Here is a 22,851-nt window from a genome sequence, read left to right on the forward strand (position 1 = left end):
GTTCACGCCTTTATTTCAAGTATGGAGATCACCACAATGAAACAGTCGCAACTTCGCACCGCCATCGGTGCCGCCATCCTGTCGCTGGCAGCCGGCACATCGCACGCACAACAGAAAGTTTCCGACGATGTCGTCAAGATCGGCATCCTCACCGACATGTCGGGTCTCTACTCGGACCTGAGCGGCGAAGGCTCGGTCGCCGCCGCCAAAATGGCGGTCGAGGATTTCGGCGGCAAGGTGCTCGGCAAGCCGATCGAGGTGATTTCCGCCGATCACCAGAACAAGTCCGACGTGGCCGCCGGCAAGGCACGCGAATGGTTCGATGCGCAGAAGGTGGACATGATCAACGATCTCGTCACCTCCAGCACTGCGCTGGCCGTGGTCGACATCGCAAAGCAGAAGAACCGCATCGCCATCATCAACGGCGCCGGCGCGACCCGGCTCACCAATGAAAGCTGCACGCCCAACAGCATTCACTATTCCTGGGACACGTATGCGCTTGCCAACGGCACCGCCAATGCCGTGGTCAAGCAGGGCGGTGATTCATGGTACTTCATCACCGCCGACTATGCGTTCGGCCACTCGCTGGAAAAGGATTCGAGCGACGTCGTCAAGGCCAACGGCGGCAAGGTGCTCGGCAGCGCGAAACATCCGTTGAACGCATCGGACTTTTCCGCTTTCCTGCTGCAGGCCCAGTCTTCCGGCGCGAAGATCATCGGACTTGCCAATGCCGGCGGCGATGCGGTCAATGCGATCAAGGCCGCCAATGAATTCGGCATCGGCAAATCCGGCAAGCAGCATCTTGCTTCGCTGCTGTTAACCATCAACGACATCCACAGCCTCGGCCTGAATGTGGCGCAGGGCTTGTACGGCACCGAAGCCTTTTACTGGGACCTGAATGACGAGACGCGCGCCTGGTCCAAGCGCTTCGCCGCGAAGATGAAGAAGATGCCGAACATGATTCATGCCGGCGTCTACTCCTCGACCATGCATTACCTGAAAGCGATCCAGGCGGCCGGCACCGACGAAGCCGGCGCCGTGATGAAGAAAATGAAAGAGACACCGATCAACGACTTCTTTGCCAAGAACGGAAAAATCCGGGAAGACGGCCGCATGGTGCACGACATGTATCTGGTGCAGGTGAAGAAACCGTCCGAGTCGAAAGCGCCATGGGATTATTACAACGTCAAGGCAGTGATCCCCGGCGACCAGGCATACCAGTCGCTGGCGAAGAGCGCCTGTCCGCTGGTCAAAAAATAGTCATCACAATCGACGCAAAGCAACACAGGAGGAAGCCATGCACACCATCAAGACCATGTTTGCCCTCGCCACTGCTTTCCTCCTGTGTTCGGCGCGTGCCGAGGACGTGCGCATCGGCTTCATCAACGGCCTGAGCGGGCCGATCGCCGAAACCGCGCAGGACATCCTCAAGGTCACGCGCGCCTACGTCGAGCAGGTCAACGCCGCTGGTGGCGTGCATGGCCGGCAGCTGGCGCTGGTGACGCGCGACGACCAGTACGATCCGGGCAAGACGGCCGCGCTGGTCGAGGATGTGATCCTCAACGACAAGGCGGTAGCGCTGGTCAACAGCGCCGGCACTGCGCCCACCATCGCCGTCATCAAATCGGGCGTGCTGACGCGCCACAAGGTGCCGCTCGTGGGCGTCTTCAGTGGCTCCACCGCGTTGCGCGGGCCCGGTTCGGCGGAGATCTTTCACACCCGTTCGACTTATAACGACGAAGTGCTGAAGATTTCGCGCCTTGCTTCCACGCTCGGGCTGCGGCGCATCGCCGTGCTGTATCAGGAAGACGCGTTCGGGCAAGGCATCCTGCAAAGCGTCGCGGAAGGCGAAAAGAAGTTCAATCTCGAAGTCATCCTCAAGGCAGGCTACCAGCCGGGCACGCGCGACTTCGCTGCGCAAGCAAACGCGATCATCGCCGCGCGTCCGCAGGCAGTGTTCATGATGGGTGTGCCGGATTCGACCTACCAGTTCGTCAAGGCCTGGAACGCGCCGAGCGGCTATGCGCAGCTGTACACGCTGTCCTTCGTGACTTCCCAGAAGCTGGCGGAAGTTGCTGGCGAGGCGAAAGCGCGCGGCATCGGCATTTCGCAGGTGGTGCCGAATCCGAATTCGACCGTGCTGCCGCTTGTCAAGGATTTCCAGGCCTTGCTCCATAGTCCGTACGGCAAGGGCATCCGTGCTAATCCTGTGACGCTGGAAGGCTATCTGAATATCCGCCTGGTGGTGGAAGCCATCAAGGCAGCCGGCCCGAATCCGACCGGGGAGAAAGTCATGCAGAGCCTGGCCGCGATGCGCGACTACAAGCTGGGCGGATTCCCCATCGATTTCTCCGGATCGAAACGCAGCGGCTCGGACTATCTGGACATCGCGGTCATCGGACGCGATGCGCGGCTGCTGTACTGAGCACAGTTCGACGACCGCAATCTGCCCGCACAAGGACAGGCCCGCCCATGAGGCGGGCTTGTTGTTTTGGCGTCCGCCATGCGCCCGGCACGCCGATGCGCTATATTGAACAAAATCCATGAAACGGGTATAAGAGCCTATCCCTGCAGGACTTGCACCGACCAATCATCAGAGAGACATGGCAAGAATCGAAGCCCGGCCCATGGAGCAAAAGGAATCGCATCCGTGACGGCACGCACGATTTCCGCAGCATGGGTCAAGGGAATAGTGGAGATCATCCAGGCCGAACACCTGGATGCGCGCGCGCTGTTCGTCGAAGCCGGCCTCGACATCGACGAGCTGAAACATCCCGATGCGCGCTTCGCGCCCGAGAAGATCAGCATGCTCTGGGAACTGGCGAGCCAGCGTTCCGGCAATCCCGCCCTCGGCCTGAACATCCCGCCCGCCGCGACGCCGGCCAGCTTCGACGCGGTGGCTTATGTGATGATGTCCTGCCCCAACCTGCGGGCGGCGCTCGAACGCCTGCTGCGTTACCTGCGCATCGTCAGCGACGCCGCCGACATCACCCTGCACGACGAGACGGACGGCTTCAGCATCAACGTCGAACTCTACGGAGGCGGTCGCCCGGTACCGCGCCAGCGCGTCGAATTCGTGCTGGTCACGATCCTCAATTTCTGCCGCTGGCTGAGCGGCCGCGACCTGCGCCCGCTGGCAGTGTATTTTGCCAACGCCGAACCGGCCGACCTGCGGCCATACAGCCTGGCCTTCCATTGCCCCTTGCGTTTCAACGCGCCTTCGCACCGTTTGCTGTTTTCCTTCGAGGACGTCATGCATCCGCTGCCGACCTCCAACCCGATGCTCGCCGAGCTGCACGATCGCTACGCGGGCGAGCACCTGAACCGCCTGGAAAACGATCGCATCAGCTTCAAGGCGCGCGAGCTCATCATCCGCCATCTGCCCGATGGCGACCCGCTGCGCGCCGACATCGCCAAGGCCCTGCACATGAGCGAACGCACATTGCAGCGCCGGCTGCAGGAGGAGGGCACTTCCTTCAACCAGCTGGTCGACGACATCCGTCACGAACTGGCGCGCGACCATCTGGGCCAGCACAACGTGACGCTGTCCCAGATCGCCTACCTGCTCGGCTTCGCCGACCAGAGCACCTTCTTCCGCGCCTGCAAGCGCTGGTTCGGCATGTCGCCCGGCGAGTACCGGTCGCGCATCGGCCACGATCCGGGACGCGCCGACGGCTGACGCCGCGCTCGCCGGCCTGCCGTGCATCAAGAAATGTGCAAGCAGTTGCTCGGTCCTCGAATACGCGGCCTACAATTTCGATTACTCCTCGCGATTCGCTGGAAAGGGTCTGCATGTTTACCGACGCCGCCGCCACACCGGAATCAAATGCAAAAGAATCCAACCTCCTCACCGGCGCGCGCCATCTGATCGGCCGGCTGTTCGGCAAGCACGAGGACGCGGATCCCGGCAACCGCCGTCTTTCATCGAGCGAACTGAGAAGCCTGCGGCAGCGCTTCGCCGCCTGCGCTGCCGAACGGGGTGGCGTGGTCTCGGCACGCCAGCGCGCAGTGGAAATCGGCCAGATCTATTCCGGCCTGGACGAGCAGGGGCGGCGCGACTACCTGCGCCTGCTGGCACTGGAGTTCGGCCCCCGGCCGGAAGCGGTCGATGCGGCGATGAAGGACTGGAAACATGCGGTCGATACGCAGCACAAGACCGCCGCCGAGATGGCGCTGCGCGAAGCCTTGCGTTCGCAGCGGCTGCGCATTCTGACGCAGTTCAGCGCGATTCCGCAGGGCGTGAAATTTCTGGTGGAGATGCGCGACGACCTGCTGCGCTTCGCGAAGGGCTCGCCCGAACTCGGCGTGGTCGAGAGCGAGCTGTTTTCCCTGCTGAGCACCTGGTTCGATGTCGACTTCCTGCAATTGCAGCGCATCAGCTGGAATTCGTCCGCCGCATTGCTGGAAAAGCTGATCAAGTACGAAGCCGTGCATCAGATCCGTTCCTGGGCCGACCTGCGCAACCGGCTCGATTCCGATCGCCGCTGCTACGGCCTGTTCCATCCGCGCATGCCGGACGAGCCGCTGATCTTCGTCGAAGTCGCGCTGACCGACCGCCTGTCCGACAACATCCAGGTGCTGCTCGACGAATCGCTGCCGCCGCTGGACCCGACGCGCGCCAACACCGCGATCTTCTATTCGATTTCCAACACCCAGCCGGGACTGCGCGGACTGAACTTCGGCAACTTCCTGATCAAGCGCGTGGTCGATGACCTGGCGCGCGACTTCCCGACGCTGAAGACTTTTTCGACGCTGTCGCCGATCCCCGGCTTCATGTCCTGGCTCAAGCGCCAGGAGGCGTATCTGGACCGGATCAGGCTGGGCTGTTTGCAAACCGATGCGCCGGTGCTCGATGCGCATCCCGGTGTCGCGGAGTTTGTCGCCTCCGGCAGCTGGTACGCCAATTCGCCTGTCGCGCAAGCACTGCAGCCGGTACTGCTGGAAGCATGCGCTCACTATCTCACGCGCGAGAAATCGCAGGAACTGCCGCAGGATCCAGTCGCGCGCTTCCACCTGGTCAACGGCGCACGCATCGAACGCGTCAATTGGCTGGCGGACAGGTCCGACAAGGGATTCAAGCAATCGGCAGGGATGATGGTCAATTACCTGTACCGCAAGGCGGAACTGGAATCGAACCATGAAAAGCTGATGCTCAAGGGAGCGGTGTCGAGTTCGCGTGCGGTGCGCAGCCTATTGCAGTCGGCTTGAGCAAGGGCCGAAGCTTTACTCCGCGTTGCGCTTCCTGTCGCCGAGCTGCTTCTCGAACGCCGTGTCGAGCTTGCTGATTCGTGCCTTCTTTTGCGGCCCGGTCTGGTTCACGAGTTGCACGAATTCATCCAGCGCGAGATCGGCGCTGATCTTTTCCGGCTTGCCGCCCGGCTCCGCGCGCAGCAGATAGAACAAGCCGGCGGCATTGATTCCCAGCGAATAGCGATAGGCGCTGTCACGCTCGTTCAGTCGTGCGATGGCAGCGCTGGCTTTGGTTGATCTCATTGCAAACCTATGTGGAAATCCGGCAAGTGTCCGGAAGATCGGATGTGTTCATCATAATGCAGTCCGGTCAGGTGCGCCGCCGAGTTCGACGCACAGGCTCGGCCGGGTATTGGGTTCGCAATAGACGTCGAAGCGATGCCCGCCGTCGATGTCCTGCACCAGCATCTTCAGGTTCCGTTCATAGTAAACCGGCCCCTTCAGGCGCGCTTCGAGGCGCGACGGACCTGCCGCGCGGTAGTCCGGCAGCCGGCTCAGTGCCTGCCCGATCACCAGCAGCGGCTGCGCGAAGTCGCGCTCGAAGCCGAAAACTTTCGCATACGCCTTGCCGTAGTGAAGCGGATTGGTATCGCCGCACAGCCGGCCGAAGCGAAAACGATCTTTTGCCGGCAGATGCCACGCATGGCTGGCATCGCCGGACTCCACCCGCGGATCGGGCTGGGACGGAGAAGAATCGGGAGACCCGTCGAAACGGCCGCGATAGAACATCGTGATCCGGCTTTCCCAGGTCAGCACGCCATCGACGCGCACTTCGGCACCGATATCGAATTCCAGACCCTTTTCAACCCGCCGCACCGCCTGCGCCGCCAGCTCCACATCCGGCCGGGCATCAGCCGGCAAGGGGTGGTGTTGCCGGATTGTTATCCGTGTATTCAGCGCACGGAACAGCGGCATCGGCGCAGCGCCATGGCTCAGCATGTGCAGCATCGGCGGGTAGACCCATGCCATCGGATACAGGATCGAGACGTCGCTGTTGTCCGGCAAATGGCAGGCGGCATGGAAGGCGGAGCGATGCGCCGGATCAACCCCGATGTCGTGCCAGCTCGCGCGCAGATGCAGCGCGTTCTGCGGATTGCGCCGTCCTTGGCGGCTGTTTCGCATCAGGGCGAGGAACAGGTCACCCAAGGACGGCTGCCGCGTGAATCGCAAGTGAGTGTTTGCTTTCATGACTTGTCTCCTGTTTCCGGTGCTATGTTCGGCGTAAAATACGGGCGGATTCTACGCCCGAAGGCGGCAATCAGACATAAGGAAAAACAATGGCAGCTCTCGACCTGAGCGGGAAGCGGGTGCTTATCACGCAGTCATCGACCTTCATGGGGCCGGTCTTGTGCGAACTGTTCGCGCAGTTCGGCGCCGAAGTGATCGCCGACGAACGCGCATTGCTCGACCCCGCGCTGCCGCAGGCCATCGTGCAGGCCGCCGGTCGCATCGACGTGCTGATCGCCAACCTCGCGATTCCCGCGCCGACCACGCCGGCGGTCCAGGTCGGCGACGACGAATGGCGCGACGCCTTCGCGCACATGGTCGATCCGCTGCCGCGCCTGATCCGCGCGGTCCTGCCGCAAATGATCCAGCGCCGCTCCGGCAAGATCCTGCTGATCGGCAGCGCATCGGCGCTGCGCGGCATGAAGCGTACCTCGACCTACAGCGCCGCGCGCGGCGCGCAGCTGTCCTATATCCAGGCAGTCGGCGTGGAAGCGGCGCCGCATAATGTGCAGATCAACGCAATTGCGCAGAATTTCGTCGAGAATCCCACCTATTTCCCGCTCGAAGTGCAGGCCAATCCTGCATTCCAGGAAAGGCTCAAGCGCGAAGTGCCGCTCGGCCGCTTGGTGACGCAGCAGGAAGACGCGCAGTTCGCCGCCTACCTGTGCAGCGATGCCGCCGATTGCTTCGTCGGGCAAGTATTTCCCCTGTGCGGCGGCTGGGTCGCGCGCTAACTTGAGAAAATTGAAAACATGACAAGCGAAGACCGCCTGGTCGACATCGAAATACGCATTGCGCGCCAGGAAGACATGATCGACACGCTCAACAAGACGGTCTATCAGCAGCAAAAGAAGATCGACGAACTGGAAGGCCTGTGCACCGCGCTCGCGCGGCACATCCGCGAAGTCCGCGAGGCCGCGACCGAACGCGGACCGGCCAACGAGAAACCACCACACTATTGATTCACATGGAACAACAGGAACTGCTGCGCGCCAAACTGAATGGCGAAACCTCCCGCATGCAATGGACCGAATTGCAGCGCTTTTTCGCATCCGGCGCGGTGATCGCCGTCAGCCATGAACTTGATCTGATCGAGGTCGCCGCCTGCATCGCGAACGACGACACCAAGGCCATTGCGCAATGGATGGCGGAGAGCCGGATCGGGAGGGTGAGCGATGCGCAGGCGAGCGCATGGCTGGAAGCGGACGCCACCCTGTGGGCGGTGGTGGTGAAACCCTGGATACTGGTGCAGGAAATTTAGAGCGTCTATCAGAATGCTACTGCGCAACCCGATCCTGGACCTGCGATGCTCACCGTACCTCACGTACGGTTGCGCTTCTCGATCCAGCCTCGGGCTGCTCGCGACGCATTCTGATAGACGCTCCTAGGCTTCGCTCGACGTCGCCTGGTGCAACTGCTTCACCAGCAGCTTGCTCTTCAACAGCGACAGGGCGCTTTCGCTGCCATAGCGGAATCCGCGCATCGACGCTGCATTCATCAGGCTCAATACCTCGTCGTAAGTGAGCGCTTGCGTGTAGTCGCGCGCATGGAGGTTCGCGCGGTTTTGCGCATCGATATGGTCAACAATCTCTTCCGGTAACATGGCATGCCCTTGAAGCTGTGGAATCGCGGTGGAATCATGTGTAGCGGTCCGCACATGTAGCCGGAATCTACACATTGATTCTGTTGCCCGAAGCTTACAAGGCACTTACTTTTTTTGCCCCAGAGCACGGTTTCGCGCGGTCGCGTCGTGCCGCGCCTGTAGAATGACGCTTCCTGTCCAACACGGTTTCGCGCCGCCTTGCCCGAAAAATCCTCATGCCGTCCAAACGCGTACCCGACAAGATGCTGGCCTTTGTCATCGGGATCGTTCTTCTCGTGCTGGTGACCGGTTTCGCCGGCGTCTGGTTTTACTTCAAGCAGAAGGAACGCCTGAGCAGCGAGATCGTCTACCTGAACGTGCAGGACGTGGCGATCAGCAGAAGCGGGCATTCGATCCGCGCTTCCTTCGCCGTCCGCACCAGCGGCGCCGACGCGGAATGGGCGTCAGCCAACAAGCAGGCGCTGGAGCAATTGATGAAACAAGCGCTGATGGAAGTCGACCCGCAACGCGCCCTCGCGCCCGACGGCCTGCCGACGCTGCAGGCGAGCGTGCGCGCGGCAAGCAATGCGTCGCTGCGGACCGACAAGGTGCAGGAAGTGCTGATTACCGACTTTCTCGTCTCCGAAGGAGATCTGTAGCAGGCTGTTGAAAAACTACTGCGCGGGCCGATCCTGGGGCCTGCGGTGCTCTGCGTACCAGTCGTACGCTTGCGCTCCTCGACCCCAATCTCGCCCCGCTCGCTACGTTTTTCAACAGCCTGCTGGAGCGCCTGTCACAGGCGATTGTGAATCGCCGTGGCTGCAATCGCCGCGTGGCCCATCGCGACGATGATCTGGTTCAGCCCCTTCACGATGTCGCCCGCCGCATACAGGCCATCCACCGAACTTTGCTGGTGCGCGTCGACGATCAGTTCGCCGTGTTCGGTGCATTCCGCGCCGAGCACTTGCGCCATGCCGGAATTGACCAGCGTGCCGAGCGCGACATACACCACTTCGAAAAGCAGGCTGTGCCCATCTCGAAGATCGATGTGCATCGCATCGGCGCCGTCATAGCGCATGCCCGCAACAGGCGTCTGCACCACCTGGACTCCGGCGCCGCGCAATCGCGCCTGCTCTTCGTCGTTCAAGCCAGGCATGTCGTCCAGCGTCAGCAGGCTCACGGTCTGCGCGAAATGCTTCACGAACAGCGCTTCGCCGAGGCCGTCCTTGCCGCGGCCGATCACCGCGACCTGCCTGCCGCTTGCCTCGAAGCCGTCGCATACCGGGCAATAGCGCACGCAACCCGCCGCCACTGCGCGTTTCACGTCAGGAAAATCCGGCTCGACGTCCATCACGCCGGTCGCAAGAATGACATGGCGGGCATGCCAGTGTCGTTCACCGCAACGGACAATGAAGCTGTCGTCGTCCAGCCGTTCCAGCCGGTCCACGGTTCCGGAAACACGGCGTGCGCCGTACTTCGCCGCATGAGCCCGCAGCCGGGTCAGCAATTCCTCGCCATGGATGCCGTTGGCGAAGCCCGGATAGTTGTGCGAACTTGGAATCGCCAGCAGGCGGCTCGCGTTGCTGTCGATGACCACGATGCGACGTCGAAAACGGGCGAGATAGATGGTTGCGGTCAATCCCGCGGCGCCGGCGCCGATGATGGCGCAGTCGAGCAGATCAGGGTCGAAAGACAAGGTGGTTTTGTTCGATCAACGGAGAATCAGGAAGAAAGTGCGCAAGGAAGTCAGGTCCATGCGATGCATGAACCTGATCCTGTCTCACCGACGGGATGACTGCTGACGGTTTGGATGACGCGTGCGCGGCGGCATTGCCTCCAGGTCGTCGATGCCGGATTCGTCGCCCGGATTCACATAATCGATGCGATCGACGTTGATATCGCTGCCTGCTTCGATGTCCGAATCGCGGCCGGCCGTTGCGCGTTCGCCGGTGCCGACGGCATCGGTGTCACTGTCGATCTCCGCATCGCCGATATCCGGCCCCGCGCTCCTGTCGCGCCTGCCGCTGTCGGGATCTTCATACGTGCCTTTGTCCAGGCCGATGTCCGCCTCATCGGCCCAGCGCAGGCCGCCCTGCACATCGCTGCCGCTGTCGGAGGTATCGCTCGGCCCGAGCGCGCGTGTGCCATGCCCTTTTGCCAGGCGGCGATCAGGTTCCGGGACGTTATCCGGATCCAAAGTGCTGGTTGCCATTATGTACTCCTTGCTTGAAATTCACGGGACCGTCGTGGCTGCGACGACGACAGGACCGAGGTGCAACACGCATGTCGCACCGGAACCTGCACGGATGTAGATCACGGCGAGCGCTGTAAATTCGCAAACAAATACGGAATATCGTGAAAAGCTGCGCGATGGAAATCTTGCCGCGCGACGGGAGGAACTTTCTTGTTCATCTATTTGTCATTTGAATAACGGAAGCCGAATGATTCCGGAATTTAACGGGCTTTCTACGTGGTGACGGCAATCCTGCATGTCATCCCGGTAACCCAATCTTTCTCAGGAGTTCTTCATGGCAAGACCACATAAAATCCTGTTCGGCTCGGCGCTGATCGCGCTGGCCAACCTCGCTTTCGCCCAGTCGTCGACCGAGAGCAGCACCTCGCCCTCATCGACGACCATGCCGAGTGCGACGACACCTGCGCCGAGCGACAGCTCAGGCACGAGCAGCACCGGTTCCGCCGCCGCGGGCAGCGGCGCGACGGTCACCACCACGCCGCCGGCAGGCGCATCGACCACGGTCACCACCAATCCGGCTGCAAGCAGCTCCAATGATCCTTACGTGCAGCGGCGTGAAGAGCGCAAGCAGGCACGGCAGGCGTACAAGGAAAAGAAGAAGGCCGCCAAGCAGGAGTACAAGGAAGAGAAGAAGTCAGCCAATGCAAAGCTGAAGGAGTCCGGCGCAACACCTGCAGCGCAGGGCAACATCGAAACGCCGTCGACCTCTGGCAAGTAAGAGAAAGCAAGACACACAAGCGTTTCACAACGCATGCATGATCGACGCCACCGCATAGCCGGTGGCGTTTTTCTTTGTCGCTTGTTCAAGTGTTCACATGTTGGAACTGCTGCGATTCTTCGCAGCACGCATTGCGTACAGCCCGGTAAAATGAAGCTCCGCCTTTCTTCGTCTTCAGCCTGTCCAGGTCACCGTGAGCGTTCCGCTGCGAAAAATCATTCATTGCGATTGCGACTGTTTTTACGCCGCGGTGGAGATGCGCGACGATCCCTCCTTGCGCGGACATCCCTTGGCCGTCGGCGGACGTCCGGATCAGCGCGGCGTGGTCGCGACCTGCAACTATGAAGCGCGCCGCTTCGGCGTGCGCTCCGCCATGCCGATGTCGCAGGCGCTGCAACGTTGCCCGGACCTGATCGTGATGCCGCCCGCGATGGACAAGTATCGCGCCGCGTCGAAACAGATCCTCGCCATTTACCGCGACTACACCGATCTGGTCGAGCCGCTGTCGCTGGATGAAGCCTATCTCGACGTCACCGCATCACCGCACTTCAAGGGCAGCGCCACGCTGATCGCGCAGGAAATCCGCGCGCGCATTGCCGACACGGTCGGTATCACTGCATCGGCAGGCATTGCGCCGAACAAGTTTCTCGCCAAGATCGCCAGCGACTGGAACAAGCCGAACGGCCAGTTCGTCATCCGTCCGCAGGATGTCGATGACTTCGTCGCCGCGCTGCCGGTCGACAAATTGTTCGGCGTCGGCAAGGTGACCGCGATGAAGCTGAAGAAGCTGGGCGCGTTCACCTGCGCCGATTTGCGCCAATGGCCGATTCCCGAGCTGCAGCATCACTTCGGCAAATTCGGCGGCAGCCTGTACAGCCTGTGCCGCGGCATCGACCGGCGGCAGGTGAGTGCGAGCCAGGAGCGCAAGTCGGTGAGCGTCGAAGAAACCTATGTGATCGATCTGCCCGACCTCGCCAGTTGCCTGCGCGAGCTGTCACCCTTGATCGCGCTCCTGCATCAGCGCGTGAAGCGCGCAAGCGCCGAGCGGCATATCCACAAATTGTTTGTAAAAATTCGTTTCGACGATTTTCGCCGCACGACGGCGGAATGCGTGTGCACGGCGATCGATGAAGCGACCTGCCGCAAGTTGCTGGAGACGGCGCATCAGCGCGGGCACAGGCCGGTGCGTCTGCTCGGCGTCGGCGTGCGCCTGAACGAGGAAGAAGGCGACGCCCAGCTGGGATTGTTTGTCGACGAGATGCACGCCTTGTCAAGCGAGGATGATGCTTGATCGCCACTGACGCGGCACGAGTCGCCGTGTAGAATGAGCGGCTCCCTTTTTCGGATGCGCATCATGTGGTTCAAGAATCTCCAGATCTATCGTCTCACCGCGCCGTGGACGCTCAGCGCCGAGCAACTCGAAGCCGCGCTCGCGCCGCAGACCTTCGCACCGTGCTCCAGCATCGACCTGCAGACCCAGGGCTGGCTGTCGCCGCGTGCCAACGGCATGCTGGTGCATACCGTCAATCGCCAGCTGCTGCTGCAGCTCGGCACCGAGAAAAAACTTCTTCCTTCCACCGTGATCAACCAGGTGACCAAGGCGCGCGCCGCGGAGATGGAAGAGCAGCAGGGTTTCAAGCCGGGCCGCAAGCAGATGAAGGAATTGAAGGAGCAGGTCACCGACGAACTGCTGCCGCGCGCCTTCAGCATCCAGCGCAGCACGCATGTGTGGATCGATCCGGCCAATGGCTGGCTGGTGGTCGATGCCGCCAGTCCCGCGAAGGCCGACGAAGTCTTCAAGCTCCTGCTCAAGTCGCTCGAGAGTCTGCCGTTCGCGTCGCTGCGCACCGAGCGCTCGCCGCTGACGGCAATGACCGACTGGCTCGCCGCCGATGAAGCGCCGGCCGGTTTCACCGTCGACCAGGACACCGAACTGCGCGCCACCGGCGAAGGCAAGGCCACCGTGCGCTATGTGCGCCACACGCTGGAGCCGGAAGACGTGCGCCGCCACATCGCGGCCGGCAAGCAGTGCACGCGCCTGGCGATGACCTGGGCCGACCGTGTGTCCTTCGTGCTGACCGAATCGCTGGCGATCAAGCGCGTCGCGCCGCTCGATGTGCTGAAGGAAAACGCCGACGCGGGCACGCAGAACGAGGATGAGCGTTTCGATACCGACTTCGCGCTGATGACGGGCGAGCTGGCGAAGCTGATCGCCGATCTGGTGGAAGCGCTGGGCGGCGAGGAACAGCAGAAGAAAGCCGCGTAGCAAAGAAAGCGCGAGATTAAAAAGCGCGAGACGAAAAAAGACGAACCAGCCGGTTCGTCTTTTTTGTTTTTGGAGGAAAGAATGAGACATTCTTCATCCGGAAAAGAAAAATGCCCGCTTGCGCGGGCATTTAAATATTGGCGGAGTGGACGGGACTCGAACCCGCGACCCCCGACGTGACAGGCCGGTATTCTAACCAACTGAACTACCACTCCAGGAACTGCTCATACCCCGGCATGCACCGGAATATGCGACGTTTGTCACCACGTCTGAAGGGGCTGAAGTCTACAGCAATTTCCGGCTTCTGGCTACTCCTTCGGAAACTTGTCGGGAATACAGCACAGCCCGAAGTGTCAAGCACTGATTCTTAACACCGATTTCCGCCGGCCGCAGGCTTCGTTACAATCGACCAATCCAACTTTCATCGATACATCATGACCGACCCGCTTTTTCCACCGATCGAACCCTACCACCGCGGCATGCTGCCGGTGGATGACATCCACACCTTGTATTGGGAGGAGTGCGGCAATCCCGACGGCCAGCCGGTTCTGTTCCTGCATGGCGGACCCGGCGGCGGCTTGTCGCCGCGGCATCGCTGCTTTTTCGATCCCGATCATTATCGCATCGTGCTGTTCGACCAGCGCGGCGCCGGCAAATCGACGCCGCTGGGCGAATACCGCAACAACACCACGCCATTGCTGATCGACGATATCGAACGCATACGCGAAATGCTCGGCATCGAGCAGTGGCTGCTGTTCGGCGGTTCGTGGGGTTCCACGCTGGCGCTGGCCTACGGGCAGGCGCATCCGCAGCGTTGCCTCGGTTTCGTGTTGCGCGGCATTTTCCTGTGCACGCGCGAGGAGATCGACTGGTTTCTCAACGGGATTCGATGGTTCTACCCGGACGTGCATGCGCAGTTCGTGGCATCGATTCCGCCGGAGGAGCGTGGCGATTTGCTGCAGGCGTTCGCGAAGCGCTTGTTCAGCGAGGATCCGGAGGTCTACATGCCGGCTGCGCGCAGCTGGAGCCGCTACGAGGGGAGCTGCCTGTTCCTGCGTCCCGATCCGGGCGCGATCGCCGACTTCAGTTCCGATGTGGTGAGCCTGGGCATCGGGCGGCTTGAAGCGCATTACTTCCTGCACGACGGTTTCTTCAGCGACGATCAACTGATACGTAACGTCGACCGCATCCGCCATTTGCCGGCGGTCCTGGTGCAGGGACGCTACGATGTGGTGTGTCCGCCGTCGGCGGCATTTCGCCTGCATGCGGCCTGGCCGGAAGCGAAGCTGCATGTGGTCGACGATGCGGGACATTCGGGATACGAGCCGGGCATCACGCGCCTCCTGGTGGGAGCGACCGAGCAGTTCAGGACGAAGGGCAGTTTCGACTGAACCGGCCCGGACTGTCGCGCTCAATGCGCGCTGCTGCGCTCGATCTCGGACGTCACAGCCTCCACCATCTTGCGCACATTCATCTGCACGGCTGCCGTGCCGATGAGCGGCGGAAGAAAGAAATTCGGTTCGAGCGTGCTTGCGAAATGAATGCGCGTGCCCTTGACGCCATCCTGCGAAAAGGGTTCCAGGTCCCAGTGCGCCGTGTAGTGCTTCATGTCGCCCGACAGCAGCGCGACCTTGATGGTCGACATGGGCCGCTCCTCGATGTGCAGCTTCATGCGTACCGGCAGCGTGAAAAACAGGAAACCGGTCTGGCTGCGCTGTTCAATGACCGCTTCATTTCCGTTGCGCGATATCAGTTTCGATTCCACCAGGTCGGGAACGAACATCGGCAAGCGCTCATAGTCGGTCAGCACTCGCCAGGCATGCTGCGGAGAAGCGCGCACGACACCGCTGGCCTCGACTTCGAACATGGTCTCGCCGTCGCGATGGATGCGATGCGCATCGGCGTGCACCGCCGAATGTCCGAAGCGTTCTTGTGCGTGCATGGACGGACTCCCCATGGCAATGAGCAAAACGACAAGGCCAAGCATTGTCTCAGAGTAGAAGACGTGGCCCGATATGCAAGTGAAGATGCGAGGGCGGCGTGATATTTGTAACGACGCGTAAGATTGCTTCCAGCCACGAATATCTCTACATTACTTTCTTCAGCAAGGCATTTCGTCACGGCATTTGTCGCTGATGGATGAAATGTCGGCCAAGCAGCGAACCGGGTCACTTTTCTTCACGCATCGAGCAGGCACTGCCATGAACTTCCGCAACGCATTTCTTCTTGCTGCAGGCGTGCTCGCCGGCTGCGCCACTTCCACCGGTGACCGGTCCGCCGACCGCCCGACTGAAAAGGCCACGCGTGCCGAGCGAAGAGCCGAGCCGCGCGCGGAGGCATCCAGTGCCAGCTCGGTTGATGCCTATAAACGCGATCTCGCGCTGCGCATTTCCGACGTGAATTCAGGCAAGGTCTACCCGGGCCGTCCGCAGGCCTTGCTGCGCTCGGTGGTGGTGCTGCGTTATGCGGTGGATGCGCATGGCAATCTGGTGCGCAGCGAAATCATGCGCTCCAACCATGACCGCGAAACCGAATCGATCGCGCTGGCGTCACTGCGCAACGCGGCGCCGTTCCCGCGGCCCGCCTCGCATCTCGTGCGTCACGGCAAACTCGAAATTTCCGAGACCTGGCTCTTCAATAACGACGGCCGCTTCCAGTTGCGCACGATTGCGCAGCCGCAAATGGACAAATAAAGCATGATTGCGCGCCTGCCCGGACGCAGGCGCCGCATTGTAAAATCCTCACCGTCCGATTCCGCGTTACACATTTTTACATTGTCATAAGTGCTTAAAATTCAAGCGCTTGAAAAAATCCTGCGCTCCCTCCTTGAGACCCTCGGCGTGTTCTGCTGAACGCGCACACAGGGCTTGCATCCAAGCTGCTGCATCGATGATGCCTTTCTTTTAACTTAAGGAGTTTCCTCATGAGGCTAAAACCCACTATCCGATCACTATCGTTTGTCATGATCGCGTCGGTGTCGTCATTTGCATTGGCGCAATCATCCGGGGCCGGCACAAGTAGCGGCAGCAGCGCGACTTCACCGTCGTCGACCATGCCGTCGTCCTCCGCAACCAGCGATCCAAGCAAGTCGAGCAGCGGTTCCTCCTCGGCATCGCCTTCGACCAGCGGAAGCAGCAGCACCTACGGTGGTACGTCCGGCAGCAGCGGCAGCAGCGGCACCAGCGGCATGTCTTCGTCCGGTTCCAGCGACACCTCGGGCAGTTCGGGCACCAGCGGCACCGGTGCCTCCGGTTCGTCGACTGACAGCAGCAAGAGCAGCAGCGGTATGAGTTCCGGCAGCTCCGGCACCAGCGGCACTTCCGGATCGTCCGGCTCCAGCAGCATGGGCAGCCCCAGCTCCGGAGCGTCGGGCACCAGCGGCACTGGCAGTTCCGGCACCAGCGGTACTACCGGCACTTCCGGCACGTCCGGCTCGAGCAGCATGGGCGCCCCCAGCTCCGGCGCATCCGGCACCGACTCGACTGGCGCAACGAGCAGCAGCCCGGCCGCTTCAAGCGACGCCACTTCGGATGCCACCCCGAAGAAAGCAACGAAGAAGAAGCACAAGAAGGCCAAGAAATCCAGCAAGGCCAAGTCTTCCGGCCCGTCGGGTGCCTCCTCTTCCTCCGACACCGGGGCAGGTTCAAGCTCCGATACGTCCTCGCCCAGCAAGTAAGCACTTGCCCATCACGCTGCCCCAAAAAAAAAGCGGCTCTCGAGCCGCTTTTTTCATTGCAGGGAAAATACCGCTTCAGTGGCCGCGCCCGTGGCCGTGACCATGTCCGTGGTTCTCCTTGTCGTGCTTTCCGCCTCGTCCGCCATCCTCATATTCGGCCGACCTGACGAAGTACACCGGCTGGCCGCAGGCATTGTATTTGTGGCAGTGCTTCGCCCAGTGTTTTGCATGGCCAGGAGGGACATGCAGATAGATCGGGGCCATCTGAACCGGGCGTACCGGACGTGCGATGATGACGGGCTGCGCATACAGCACCGGCGGTGGCGGCGCATTGCCGATATCGATGCGGCCGTAGACGCCGGGCGAGACCTGGCCTGCGACGCTGACGCCGACGTTCACGTCCGATGCGTGCGCGACGGCTGCGGACTGCAGCAGGGCCAAGGTGGCGATGGTCAAGAAGGTGCTGCGCATGATTCTCCTGGATGTAAAGAGGGGACGCGCCGGTCGGCGCTCATGCCTGCCATCCTAAACGGGACCAGCACCTCAGGCAAGCCGCGTGTTGCGTCTGCGGCCACTTGCGGCAAGCCGCGTTTGTCGCCGCCCCCGTATTCTGTTTAAATGGGTGATGCCCTCTCAGCACGACGCCACCATGAAAACTGCCCCATCCCCCTTGCTCGCCGCCGCATACAAGCGTCCGCAAAAGCTGTACCGCTATTCGCAGCGGTCCTTGCTGGAACGTTCGCTGCAATTCGGCGAGTTCCAGCTGCGTCCGCCGCTCGCCGAAGAAAAGGTCCTGCCGGCCACCGATCAGATCCTGCCGTTCGGTCCGCGCGCATCGGCCGAAGCATCGTCCACGTTTCTCACGCTGAGTCTCGCCAATGCGTGGGATGAAAAGCTGTTCGACGCATTTGCCGGCGCCGACTGCTGCCTGGTGATCCACGACGCCGAAGAATTCGGCGAACGCATCCATCGCGCGGCGCAGCATCTCCTGCCGAGCTGGGCCGGCATCGATGCCGCGATTTCCTATGGCATGCCCAGTCCGCTGGGAGCCGCCTTTTCCAAGGCGCGCCAGTATGCGTCGGAAAAGGAGTGGCTGTTCGCCTGGCGTCCGACGCAACGCATGCTGAGTTGCAATCCGGTCACGATCCGGATCGGCAACATCGAAGGCATCGCGGAATTGCGCGACAGGGACGCTGGCGCGGGCTGAGGCAACGCGCACGTGACTCTTTGTTGCCGTTAGCGCATTCCACGAATTTTTCCTGCCGGTTTTGCACTCCAACTTGTTCCCGGGATCGGGCACAGGCAAGGAGGCGGGACGGGCATGTTACTCATCCGACAGATACCGGCCGTACAGACGGAGGCCACATGCGACTGAAGCTGCGCGCGTCCATCGTGCTGGCGGTCGTGATCGGGCTGCTGATTCCGGTCACGGTCATCACTCTGATCGTGCTCCGCCAGAATGAGCAGGCCCTGAGACAGCGCCTGCAAGCGGATCAAGAGCGGCTCGCGGAAATCCTGACGCTGGGCATGCAGGAGCCTTTGTGGAACCTGAATCCGCGTTCCGGCCGCCCCTTGTTTGCGGCGATGCTGAGCGATGAGCGGATATCGAAGATCGTCGTGCGCGACCAGAAATTCGGTGTCTTCCTATTCCAGGAAATTCCGCAACGACGCCGGGGACGGCAGTTCAAGCTCAGCCGCGATGTCCTGTACAACGACGAAGTGATCGGCTTCGTGTCGATTGAAATGGACAGCGGCCAGCTCGACACCGAGATTCGCCGCAACCGCATGACGATTGCCCTGACCGTGCTGGCGCAATTGCTGTTGAGCCTGCTGCTGATCGTGTCCCTGCTGCAATACCGCCTGCTGGCGCCGATACGTCGCCTGATGAAGGAATCGCAGCGTCTTGCGCGGCGCGAGTTGACCGAACCATTCATGTGGCGGCAGAAGGATGAGCTCGGCAGCCTCGGCAGCAGCCTGGAGAGCACGCGCCAGTCGCTGCAGTCGCTGTTCGATGAAATCGAGTCCAAGAACCGCGCGCTGGAAGAAGACATCCGGCGCCGCGTGCAGGTCGAGCAGGAACTGCAGCGCCATCGCGAGCATCTCGAAGAACTCGTGAAGGAGCGCACCGCCGAACTGATGCTGGCCAAGGAGCGCGCCGAAGTCGCCAGCCAGGCGAAGAGCACTTTTCTCGCCAGCATGAGTCATGAATTGCGCACGCCGCTCAATGCGGTGCTCGGCTATGCGCAAGTGCTCAAGCGCGATCCCAATCTTGATGCGCACCAGATCGCCAGCCTCAACACCATTCAGCAGAGCGGTGAACACCTGCTGAACTTGATTACCGATCTGCTCGACCTGTCCAAGATTGAGTCCGGCAAGTTCGAGCTGGTTGAACACGAGGTCGATCTGCAGAGCTGCCTGCAAGTGATCGCCGACATCATCCGGGTGCGGGCCGAACAGAAAGGCCTGCTCTTCAAATACAGCGCGGCGCCGGATTTGCCGCGCATCGTCCTGTGCGACGAGAAGCGCGTGCGCCAGGTGCTGCTCAACCTGCTCGGCAACGCGGTCAAGTTTACCGACGAAGGCGAGGTCAGCCTGCGCATCACCCGCCTCGCGCATACCGAAGCCGATCATGCACGTCTGCTGTTCGAGGTGAGCGATACCGGCATCGGTCTGCCCGAGAGCGAGCTCGAACGCATCTTCCAGCCCTTCGAGCAGGCCGGCGAAGTCCGGCATCGTTTCGGCGGCACCGGGCTTGGCCTGTCGATCAGCCGCCAGCTCGTGCGCATGATGAATAGTGAAATCCACGTTGCCAGCCATCCCGGCGCAGGCAGCGTGTTCAGCTTCGAACTGGTCGTTCCGGTTGCCGACGACAACCCGGCCGACGGTCATGTGCTGTCGTGCAAGCGCGATGAGCATTGCCTTCCCGCGCAGGGCGACGAAGAATTCGTGACGCCGCCGCCCGAGGAAATGGCCAGGCTCCGCCAGCTTGCGCAGATCGGCAACATGCGCGACCTGCGCGACTACGCCGATCATCTTGCTCGGCTTGATGCGCGCTACGCGCCCTTTGCGGAGAAGTTGCGCGCGCTGGCCAATGCATACCAGTCGAAGGCCATTCTCGCGCTGGCCGAGCAAACCCGGCCATCGGACTGCGCTTCCTGACCGAAAATTCAAACTCTGCGCCAAGTCTTTCAAACCGCAGCCAACCGGTCCGGCTTCCTCATCTGATCCGCATCAAAGAACCATCATGCGAAGGAGAAAGTTCGCTCCAGCGCAAGGCTCAGAGCTTTACATTTCGTAAATTACCTGACATAAATAGATATGGCCTGTTGCTTGACGCGACCAATGATCGACATGCGGATCGTCGCACCCGATATCATTTCCGGTATGTAATCTCTGTAATGGTCGCCCGGCAACCTGCGGGCGACCTTTTTGCTTTCGACCTTTTAGTGGAGTATCGCCATGCTGAATTCAAACATCAAAACCGTGAGGAACGACATGAAGACCCTGGTCAAGGATGCACAAGAACTGTTTCGCGAAGCAAGCCATGCAACCGGCGAGAAGGCGGAGGAGCTGCGCTCCAGGGGCCTGGTGATGCTGGATGCCGCGATGGAAAAGGCGCAGGAAGTGCAAGCCATCGCGGTGCAAAAGGGCAAGGCCGCCGCGCATACGACCGATGAATTCGTGCACGATCACCCATGGAAGGCGGTCGGCATTGCGGCTGGCGTTGGCCTGATCGTCGGCATGCTGATTTCGCGCCGCTAGTGGCTGCATGATGGAGCAGCGACAAACGCATTCCGCGGAAACCGGTCCCGGCCTCATGGCCGGGCTGGCCGGCCTGGCGAAGAACGGATTCGCCCTGCTGGTGAGCCGGATCGAGCTGGCCTCGCTGGAGCTGGGCGAGGTGCGTAACAATATTGCGCGGCTGCTGCTGGTCGGCGCGCTCGGCATCGTTGCGCTGTGGTTCGCGCTCGGCTGCTGGACCGCGCTGATCATCGTGCTGGCCTGGGAGACGATGGGCTGGAAAATCCTGCTCATCGTCGCCGCAGCGTATTCGCTGCTGGCGCTCGGCATTCTGCTGTATGCGCGTTCGATGCTCGACGGCGACCAGTTGAGCATGCCCGCGACCCTGAATGAATTGCGCAATGACCGTGACGCGTTGTTGTAAGAGGATGGTATGAATCGGAATGGCATGAATCGAGCCGATCGCAAGAAACAGCTTATCGCGCAGGGCGCCCTCTATCGGGCCGAGATCCTGCTCGCCAAAGAGGCGGCCCATGCCAGTCTGCAGCCGGAAACGCTGGCGAAAAGCGCGCTGCATCAGATCGCGCTGACTGCGCTTGCCATTTTCCGGCGGCGAAATCTGACGGGTCTGGCTGGTTTGGCTGGCGGTAACCTGCAAACGGCCCTGCCACTCGTAATTACCGGCGTTGCCGCCCTTACGAAACGCAAGCATCTGCTGAAACCCGTGTTGCTCGCCGGCGTCATCGCAGGCGTGGTGGCACTCGTTGTGAAGAAGAAAAAGGCGGGGCATACCGCTGCCGAAATGGATTTCGTCGGGCCGGAGTAATTCCGGCTCTGGCCGAAATTTTTTTCGAATGTAACTTGTCGAACTTGCATCACTTCGGTATGTCCAACTCGTGGTTTTGACACAGATAAGGATATGCATGATGCGAAATCAAGTCATTATTACTGCCCTGGCAGCACTCATCGCACTCGGCGGTTGTGCCAACATGACCGAGGAGCAGCGCCGCACGGCGACCGGCGCGGGAATCGGCGCAGGTCTTGGCGCGGTGCTGGGAGCCAGCACCGGCGGCGGTGGCGGAAAACGCGCGGCGACCGGCGCAGTGCTGGGCGGCGCGGCGGGCGCGGTAGCCGGCAATATCTGGTCCAAGCGCATGGAACAGCAGAAGCGCACCATGGAGCAGGCGACCCAGGGCACCGGCGTGCAGGTGTCGCAGACCGCGGATAACCGGCTCAAGCTCGACATTCCTTCCGATATCTCCTTCGACACCAATCGTGCCGACATCAAGCCCAACTTCCGGCCCATCCTCGACAAGTTCGCTTCCACACTGGTGGAAAACCCGGATACGAGGATCAACATCATCGGCCACACCGACAGCACCGGCGGCGACGCGATCAATGATCCGCTGTCGGTCAACCGCGCCGCGCATACGCGCGACTATCTGGCTTCGCGTGGGGTGGCGTCCAACCGTATCGCCATCGAAGGCCGCGGCTCGCATGAGCCGGTAGCGTCGAACGACACGGAAGCCAATCGCGCGCGCAATCGCCGCGTCGAAATCTTCGTCGCCGAACCGCAGGCCAGCGCGCAGGCACCGCAGGCCACGCAACCGCGTTAGCGCTTGCGGCAAGCCCATTGCTTCGGTGGTTCCCGTTTCATCGACCGCCGAAGCGCCGACCTGCTTCCTCCTTCAATTCCCGCCGACGTCGCGCAGCAGCGCGCGATCGGCCGCATTTACACCGCAATGCGCCGGGCCGCAGGCTACTCAAAACCGGCCGAATCCCTTTAATTTCCTTTGTTGATTTTTTTGTTGTTTTTTGTTGTTTTTTGTTGTTTAATGAAACGGCTCGATGCTTCGACGCTGAGCAGCACACTCGCGTATCGACCGAAACCCTGAACGAGCCCGACTGAAAATCCGCGGCAGGCGTGACTGCAGGGCCAGCACCATGCCTTGAAAACCTGCCGCCAATATTCGAATACGAACTCACGTATTGACCCCGCATTGCTGGTCATCGTACAGCGGCATTCTTCCCTCCGCGGTGCGCAAACGTAAAGGGAAGGCAACAAGAAAAGGTGGAGATATGAGACTGAAACTGACAGCGCTGGCGGCTGCGGCGATGCTGGCCTCGGGGGCGTCGT

Annotated in this window: 28 protein-coding genes and 1 tRNA gene; 19 read left to right on the forward strand and 10 right to left on the reverse strand. The window is 61.3% G+C overall.

Features of this window, described 5'->3' with window-relative positions:
- Positions 1 to 36: 36 nt before the first annotated feature.
- From E6W33_RS25820 to E6W33_RS25835, 4 genes are all read left to right on the forward strand, one after another.
- A complete protein-coding gene (locus E6W33_RS25820; RefSeq protein ID WP_136420256.1) occupies positions 37 to 1,260 on the forward strand; it encodes an ABC transporter substrate-binding protein in 1,224 nt (407 codons plus the stop codon).
- A gap of 37 nt (positions 1,261 to 1,297) precedes the next feature.
- Positions 1,298 to 2,425, forward strand: coding sequence for an ABC transporter substrate-binding protein (locus tag E6W33_RS25825; protein ID WP_136420257.1), 1,128 nt, complete (start codon positions 1,298 to 1,300; stop codon positions 2,423 to 2,425).
- Between the two features lie 225 nt (positions 2,426 to 2,650).
- Entirely contained in the window at positions 2,651 to 3,679 is a 1,029-nt protein-coding gene (locus E6W33_RS25830; RefSeq protein ID WP_168798768.1) for an AraC family transcriptional regulator, read from the forward strand.
- A 113-nt stretch (positions 3,680 to 3,792) separates the two neighbouring features.
- Positions 3,793 to 5,208, forward strand: a complete 1,416-nt coding sequence (locus E6W33_RS25835) for a malonyl-CoA decarboxylase (RefSeq protein ID WP_136420259.1) — start codon at positions 3,793 to 3,795, stop codon at positions 5,206 to 5,208.
- A gap of 15 nt (positions 5,209 to 5,223) precedes the next feature.
- On the opposite strand, the gene E6W33_RS25840 is transcribed toward E6W33_RS25835, so the two are convergent.
- Complete coding sequence (locus E6W33_RS25840; RefSeq protein ID WP_136420260.1) at positions 5,224 to 5,493, reverse strand: hypothetical protein; 270 nt, start codon at positions 5,491 to 5,493, stop codon at positions 5,224 to 5,226.
- Between the two features lie 51 nt (positions 5,494 to 5,544).
- Positions 5,545 to 6,438, reverse strand: a complete 894-nt coding sequence (locus E6W33_RS25845) for a MaoC family dehydratase (RefSeq protein ID WP_136420261.1) — start codon at positions 6,436 to 6,438, stop codon at positions 5,545 to 5,547.
- Between the two features lie 89 nt (positions 6,439 to 6,527).
- Between E6W33_RS25845 and E6W33_RS25850 the strand changes: the two genes are divergently transcribed.
- From E6W33_RS25850 to E6W33_RS25860, 3 genes are read left to right on the forward strand one after another with little or no spacing between them, the layout of a single operon-like run.
- Positions 6,528 to 7,211, forward strand: coding sequence for an SDR family oxidoreductase (locus tag E6W33_RS25850; protein ID WP_136420262.1), 684 nt, complete (start codon positions 6,528 to 6,530; stop codon positions 7,209 to 7,211).
- A gap of 18 nt (positions 7,212 to 7,229) precedes the next feature.
- A complete protein-coding gene (locus E6W33_RS25855) occupies positions 7,230 to 7,439 on the forward strand; it encodes a SlyX family protein (RefSeq protein ID WP_136420263.1) in 210 nt (69 codons plus the stop codon).
- Positions 7,440 to 7,444: 5 nt separating this feature from the next.
- On the forward strand, positions 7,445 to 7,738 hold the full coding sequence (locus E6W33_RS25860; protein WP_168798769.1) for a DUF2288 domain-containing protein: 294 nt from the start codon (positions 7,445 to 7,447) through the stop codon (positions 7,736 to 7,738).
- Positions 7,739 to 7,861: 123 nt separating this feature from the next.
- Here E6W33_RS25860 and E6W33_RS25865 read toward each other — a convergent pair whose 3' ends face one another.
- Complete coding sequence (locus E6W33_RS25865) at positions 7,862 to 8,080, reverse strand: hypothetical protein (protein WP_136420265.1); 219 nt, start codon at positions 8,078 to 8,080, stop codon at positions 7,862 to 7,864.
- 215 nt (positions 8,081 to 8,295) lie between these two features.
- On the opposite strand from E6W33_RS25865, the gene E6W33_RS25870 reads away from it, so the two are divergent.
- Positions 8,296 to 8,718 (forward strand): hypothetical protein, encoded by a 423-nt coding sequence (locus tag E6W33_RS25870; protein ID WP_136420266.1) that lies wholly within the window; start codon positions 8,296 to 8,298, stop codon positions 8,716 to 8,718.
- 134 nt (positions 8,719 to 8,852) lie between these two features.
- Here E6W33_RS25870 and E6W33_RS25875 read toward each other — a convergent pair whose 3' ends face one another.
- Both E6W33_RS25875 and E6W33_RS25880 read right to left on the reverse strand, forming a co-directional pair.
- Positions 8,853 to 9,755, reverse strand: coding sequence for an NAD(P)/FAD-dependent oxidoreductase (locus E6W33_RS25875; RefSeq protein WP_136420267.1), 903 nt, complete (start codon positions 9,753 to 9,755; stop codon positions 8,853 to 8,855).
- 84 nt (positions 9,756 to 9,839) lie between these two features.
- Positions 9,840 to 10,271: a hypothetical protein gene (locus E6W33_RS25880; protein WP_247869799.1), complete on the reverse strand. Its 432-nt coding sequence runs from the start codon at positions 10,269 to 10,271 to the stop codon at positions 9,840 to 9,842.
- Between the two features lie 316 nt (positions 10,272 to 10,587).
- Here E6W33_RS25880 and E6W33_RS25885 point away from each other — a divergent pair, with 316 nt between their 5' ends.
- The 3 genes from E6W33_RS25885 to E6W33_RS25895 all read left to right on the forward strand — a co-directional run bounded on the left by E6W33_RS25885 (position 10,588) and on the right by E6W33_RS25895 (position 13,297).
- The gene (locus E6W33_RS25885; protein ID WP_136420268.1) at positions 10,588 to 11,031 is read left to right on the forward strand and encodes a hypothetical protein; all 444 of its coding nucleotides are present in this window, start codon (positions 10,588 to 10,590) and stop codon (positions 11,029 to 11,031) included.
- Positions 11,032 to 11,236: 205 nt separating this feature from the next.
- Entirely contained in the window at positions 11,237 to 12,322 is a 1,086-nt protein-coding gene (gene dinB, locus E6W33_RS25890; RefSeq protein WP_136420282.1) for a DNA polymerase IV, read from the forward strand.
- Positions 12,323 to 12,385: 63 nt separating this feature from the next.
- Positions 12,386 to 13,297 carry a recombination-associated protein RdgC gene (locus E6W33_RS25895; RefSeq protein WP_136420269.1) on the forward strand — a complete coding sequence of 304 codons (912 nt, stop codon included), beginning with the start codon at positions 12,386 to 12,388 and terminating at the stop codon, positions 13,295 to 13,297.
- Between the two features lie 138 nt (positions 13,298 to 13,435).
- Here the strand turns inward: E6W33_RS25895 and E6W33_RS25900 are convergent.
- Positions 13,436 to 13,512: transfer RNA gene (locus tag E6W33_RS25900), tRNA-Asp, on the reverse strand.
- A gap of 219 nt (positions 13,513 to 13,731) precedes the next feature.
- Between E6W33_RS25900 and pip the strand changes: the two genes are divergently transcribed.
- Positions 13,732 to 14,688 (forward strand): prolyl aminopeptidase, encoded by a 957-nt coding sequence (gene pip / locus E6W33_RS25905; protein ID WP_136420270.1) that lies wholly within the window; start codon positions 13,732 to 13,734, stop codon positions 14,686 to 14,688.
- A gap of 20 nt (positions 14,689 to 14,708) precedes the next feature.
- Here the strand turns inward: pip and E6W33_RS25910 are convergent, their stop codons facing one another.
- Complete coding sequence (locus E6W33_RS25910) at positions 14,709 to 15,239, reverse strand: SRPBCC family protein (RefSeq protein WP_168798771.1); 531 nt, start codon at positions 15,237 to 15,239, stop codon at positions 14,709 to 14,711.
- Between the two features lie 259 nt (positions 15,240 to 15,498).
- On the opposite strand from E6W33_RS25910, the gene E6W33_RS25915 reads away from it, so the two are divergent.
- Complete coding sequence (locus E6W33_RS25915; protein ID WP_136420272.1) at positions 15,499 to 15,990, forward strand: hypothetical protein; 492 nt, start codon at positions 15,499 to 15,501, stop codon at positions 15,988 to 15,990.
- 94 nt (positions 15,991 to 16,084) lie between these two features.
- On the opposite strand, the gene E6W33_RS25920 is transcribed toward E6W33_RS25915, so the two are convergent.
- The 3 genes from E6W33_RS25920 to E6W33_RS25930 all read right to left on the reverse strand — a co-directional run bounded on the left by E6W33_RS25920 (position 16,085) and on the right by E6W33_RS25930 (position 17,444).
- Positions 16,085 to 16,438 (reverse strand): hypothetical protein, encoded by a 354-nt coding sequence (locus E6W33_RS25920; RefSeq protein WP_136420273.1) that lies wholly within the window; start codon positions 16,436 to 16,438, stop codon positions 16,085 to 16,087.
- The gene (locus E6W33_RS25925; protein WP_136420274.1) at positions 16,439 to 16,969 is read right to left on the reverse strand and encodes a hypothetical protein; all 531 of its coding nucleotides are present in this window, start codon (positions 16,967 to 16,969) and stop codon (positions 16,439 to 16,441) included.
- Positions 16,970 to 17,048: 79 nt separating this feature from the next.
- The gene (locus E6W33_RS25930; RefSeq protein ID WP_136420275.1) at positions 17,049 to 17,444 is read right to left on the reverse strand and encodes a hypothetical protein; all 396 of its coding nucleotides are present in this window, start codon (positions 17,442 to 17,444) and stop codon (positions 17,049 to 17,051) included.
- A gap of 178 nt (positions 17,445 to 17,622) precedes the next feature.
- Between E6W33_RS25930 and E6W33_RS25935 the strand changes: the two genes are divergently transcribed.
- The 6 genes from E6W33_RS25935 (at position 17,623) to E6W33_RS25960 (ending at position 22,330) form a co-directional block, all read left to right on the forward strand.
- Entirely contained in the window at positions 17,623 to 18,180 is a 558-nt protein-coding gene (locus E6W33_RS25935) for a hypothetical protein (RefSeq protein ID WP_136420276.1), read from the forward strand.
- A 158-nt stretch (positions 18,181 to 18,338) separates the two neighbouring features.
- A complete protein-coding gene (locus tag E6W33_RS25940; RefSeq protein WP_136420277.1) occupies positions 18,339 to 20,132 on the forward strand; it encodes an ATP-binding protein in 1,794 nt (597 codons plus the stop codon).
- A 300-nt stretch (positions 20,133 to 20,432) separates the two neighbouring features.
- Positions 20,433 to 20,735 (forward strand): DUF883 family protein, encoded by a 303-nt coding sequence (locus E6W33_RS25945; protein WP_136420278.1) that lies wholly within the window; start codon positions 20,433 to 20,435, stop codon positions 20,733 to 20,735.
- Positions 20,736 to 20,742: 7 nt separating this feature from the next.
- Complete coding sequence (locus E6W33_RS25950; protein WP_348983175.1) at positions 20,743 to 21,138, forward strand: phage holin family protein; 396 nt, start codon at positions 20,743 to 20,745, stop codon at positions 21,136 to 21,138.
- A 24-nt stretch (positions 21,139 to 21,162) separates the two neighbouring features.
- Positions 21,163 to 21,540, forward strand: a complete 378-nt coding sequence (locus tag E6W33_RS25955; protein ID WP_136420279.1) for a hypothetical protein — start codon at positions 21,163 to 21,165, stop codon at positions 21,538 to 21,540.
- Between the two features lie 97 nt (positions 21,541 to 21,637).
- Entirely contained in the window at positions 21,638 to 22,330 is a 693-nt protein-coding gene (locus E6W33_RS25960) for an OmpA family protein (protein WP_211097433.1), read from the forward strand.
- Positions 22,331 to 22,851 lie beyond the last annotated feature (521 nt).

It is taken from the genome of Herbaspirillum sp. ST 5-3, from assembly GCF_004804275.1.
Classification (GTDB): domain Bacteria; phylum Pseudomonadota; class Gammaproteobacteria; order Burkholderiales; family Burkholderiaceae_D; genus Noviherbaspirillum.